Genomic DNA, 3,926 nt, shown 5'->3' with positions numbered 1-3,926 from the left:
ATATAGACAAAAGGGATAGGACCAATGCGCATCGAGCGTCGTTTCACCAAGCAAGGGCAATCGGCTTACGCGGAAATCGAATTCCGCAAGGCGCTTTCGGAGATCAAGAATCCGGATGGCTCGGTGGTGTTCCGTCTCGACAATATCGATGTGCCGGCGCAGTTCTCACAGGTTGCCGCCGACATCCTGGCGCAGAAGTATTTCCGCAAGGCCGGTGTCCCGGCGCGGCTGAAGAAGATCGAGGAGAACGACGTCCCCTCCTTCCTGTGGCGCTCCGTCGCCGATGAGGCCGAGCTTGCCAAGCTGCCGGAAGCCGAGCGCTACGGTTCCGAGATCGACGCGCGCCAGGTCTTCGACCGGCTGGCCGGCACCTGGACCTACTGGGGCTGGAAGGGCGGCTACTTCAAGGCGTCAGAAGAAGACGCCCGCGCCTTCCGCGACGAGCTTGCCTACATGCTGGCCACCCAGCGCGTGGCGCCGAATTCCCCGCAATGGTTCAACACCGGCCTGCACTGGGCCTATGGTATCGACGGCCCAAGCCAGGGCCACTTCTATGTCGACCCGTTCACCGGCAAGTTGACCAAGTCGAAATCCTCCTATGAGCATCCGCAGCCGCATGCCTGCTTCATCCAGGGCGTGCAGGACGACCTCGTCAACGAGGGCGGCATCATGGACCTTTGGGTGCGTGAAGCGCGGCTGTTCAAATACGGCTCCGGCACCGGATCCAACTTCTCGCTGCTGCGCGGCGAAGGCGAAAAGCTGTCCGGCGGCGGCCGCTCGTCCGGCCTGATGAGCTTCCTCAAGATCGGCGACCGCGCGGCGGGCGCCATCAAGTCGGGCGGCACGACGCGCCGCGCCGCCAAGATGGTCATTGTCGACGCCGACCATCCCGATATCGAGGAATTCATCGACTGGAAGGTCAATGAAGAGCAGAAGGTCGCCTCGCTGGTCACCGGCTCCAAGATCGTCAAGAAGCATCTCGAAGCGATCATGAAGGCCTGCGTCAACTGCGAAGGCCATGACGACGATTGCTTCGACCCGTCGATCAACACCGCGCTGAAGCGCGAGATCAAGGCGGCCAAGAAGTCGGCTGTGCCGGAGAACTACATCTACCGTGTCATCCAGTTCGCCAAGCAGGGCTACACGTCGATGTCGTTCAAGACCTACGACACCGACTGGGATTCGGATGCCTACCTCACGGTTTCGGGCCAGAACTCCAACAATTCTGTGTCGCTGAAGGACAATTTCCTGCGCGCCGTCGAGGACGATGCCGACTGGCACCTCACCGCCCGCAAGGACGGCAAGGTGTTGAAGACGCTGAAGGCGCGAGACCTGTGGGAAAAGATCGGCTACGCCGCGTGGGCGTCGGCCGATCCGGGCCTGCATTTCAACACGACGATGAACGACTGGCACACCTGCGCTTCGGCCGGTGCGATCCGGGCGTCCAATCCGTGCTCGGAATACATGTTCCTCGACGATACGGCCTGCAACCTGGCCTCGATCAACCTCCTGCCCTACCGCAACGCCGACGGCACGATCGACATCGCTGCCTACGAGCACACCGTGCGGCTGTGGACCATCGTTCTCGAAATCTCGGTCATGATGGCGCAATTCCCGTCGAAGGAGATCGCCAAGCAGTCCTACGAATACCGTACGCTCGGTCTTGGCTACGCCAACATCGGCGGCCTGCTGATGACGTCGGGCATCCCTTACGACTCCGACGAGGGCCGCGCCATCTGCGCCGCGCTCACCGCGATCATGACCGGCACGGCCTATGCCACCTCGGCCGAGATGGCCGCCGAACTCGGCGCCTTTGCCGACTACGACCGCAATGCGCAGAACATGCTGCGCGTCATGCGCAACCATCGCCGTGCCGCCTATGGCGACAAGCAGGGCTATGAGAAGCTCGCCGTCAACCCGGTGCCGCTGGTCGCCTCCGACCTGAAGCAGCAGGACCTTGCGGTGCACGCCAAGGCTGCCTGGGACCGCGCCATCGAGCTCGGCGAGGAGCATGGCTACCGCAATGCGCAGGCGACCGTCATCGCGCCGACCGGCACGATCGGCCTGGTCATGGATTGCGACACCACCGGCATCGAGCCCGATTTCGCGCTGGTGAAGTTCAAGAAGCTGGCCGGCGGCGGCTATTTCAAGATCATCAACCGCGCCGTGCCGKAAGCGCTGCGCACGCTCGGCTACTCCGAAGCCCAGATCGGCGAGATGGAGGCCTATGCGGTCGGCCACGGCAATCTCAACCAGGCGCCCGCGATCAATCCCGGCGCGCTCAAGGCGAAGGGGTTCACGGACGACAAGATCGCGGCGCTCAACGCAGCCTTGAAGTCGGCCTTCGACATCAAGTTCGTCTTCAACCAGTGGACGCTCGGAGCCGACTGGGTGAAGGAGACGTTTGGCTTCACCGACGAGCAGCTCAACGACTTCTCGTTCGAGATGCTGCCGGCGCTGGGCTTCTCCAGGAAGGACATCGAGGCCGCCAACATCCATGTCTGCGGTGCAATGACACTGGAAGGCGCGCCCTTCCTCAAGGCCGAAGACCTGGCGGTGTTCGACTGCGCCAGCCCGTGCGGCAAGATCGGCAAGCGCTCGCTGTCGATCAACAGCCACATCCAGATGATGGCGGCGGCGCAGCCCTTCATCTCCGGCGCCATCTCCAAGACCATCAACATGCCGAACGACGCGACGGTGGAAGACGCCAAGGGCGCCTACATGCTGTCGTGGAAGCTGGCGCTGAAGGCCAACGCGCTCTACCGCGACGGCTCGAAGCTGTCGCAGCCGCTCAACGCCTCGCTGCTCGCCGATGGCGAGGACGACGAGGACGAGGCGATCGAACAGCTGATCGCCGCACCGGCGGCGGCGCGTGCCGCACAGATCACCGAGCGGATCGTCGAGCGCATCATCGAGCGCGTGTCGCGCGAGCAGGAAAAGCTGCCCGGGCGCCGCAAGGGCTACACGCAAAAGGCCAAGATCGGTGGCAACACCATCTTCCTGCGCACCGGCGAATATGACGATGGCCGTCTCGGCGAGATCTTCATCGACATGAACAAGGAAGGCGCGACCCTGCGTGGCCTTCTCAACAACTTCGCCATCGCTATCTCGCTCGGCCTGCAATATGGCGTGCCGCTCGACGAATATGTGCACGCCTTCACCTTCACCAAGTTCGAGCCGGCCGGCATGGTGCAAGGCAATGATGCGATCAAGAGCGCGACGTCGATCCTCGACTACGTGTTCCGGGAACTCGCGATTTCCTATCTCGGCCGCAACGACCTCGCCCATGTCGACCAGTCGGACTTTTCCAACACCGCACTTGGCCGTGGCATCAGCGAAGGCAAGACCGACGCGGTCTCCAAGGGCCTGACCCGTGGCGCCTCGCCGGTGAAGCTGGTGTCGCGGGTGAGCGGCAACGACCCGAAGGGTTTTGCGGCTCCCTCGGGCGCCCCTGCCCGCTCGGYGCCGACCGCCTTCTCCGGCTCCAACGTGCTGGCGTTGAAGCCGGCCACCGACGAGGCGGTCGCCTAMAAGCGCGACTATGAGGAACGGGCGAAGGAATTGGCCGAGGACATCGCTTTCGAAGAAGCGGCGGGCGCTGCTTCGGACGCCACGGCGGCACTGTTCACCGACGCCGCGGCCAATGAAGCGGCCGAGGCAAAGAAACTCGCCAACGACCGCCGAGCCAAGTCACTGCTGCAAGGCTACACCGGCAATTCCTGCTCCGAGTGCCAGAACTTTACGATGGTGCGGAACGGGACCTGTGAGAAGTGCGATACTTGTGGTGCCACGAGCGGGTGCAGCTGAGCGACATCCGAGACGCTAGTCCAAAACGCAACGTTATCGGCCCGGTCGTAAGATCGGGCCGAARYGTCTTAAGGGTAGCGATCAGGTGCGTCTTCCCTTCTCCCCTTGTGGGAGAAGGT

General features: G+C 63.1%; 1 protein-coding gene. It reads left to right on the top strand.

Annotation, left to right across the window (positions count from 1 at the left end):
* The first annotated feature begins 24 nt into the window (after window positions 1-24).
* Window positions 25-3,807, top strand: coding sequence for a vitamin B12-dependent ribonucleotide reductase (locus tag ACXJ7R_RS26865; protein ID WP_457154471.1), 3,783 nt, complete (start codon window positions 25-27; stop codon window positions 3,805-3,807).
* Window positions 3,808-3,926 lie beyond the last annotated feature (119 nt).

The organism is Mesorhizobium sp. P5_C1 (assembly GCF_054049815.1).
The sequence above is the reverse complement of the archived record's forward strand: the minus strand, read 5'-3'. Positions and strand labels throughout refer to the sequence as shown.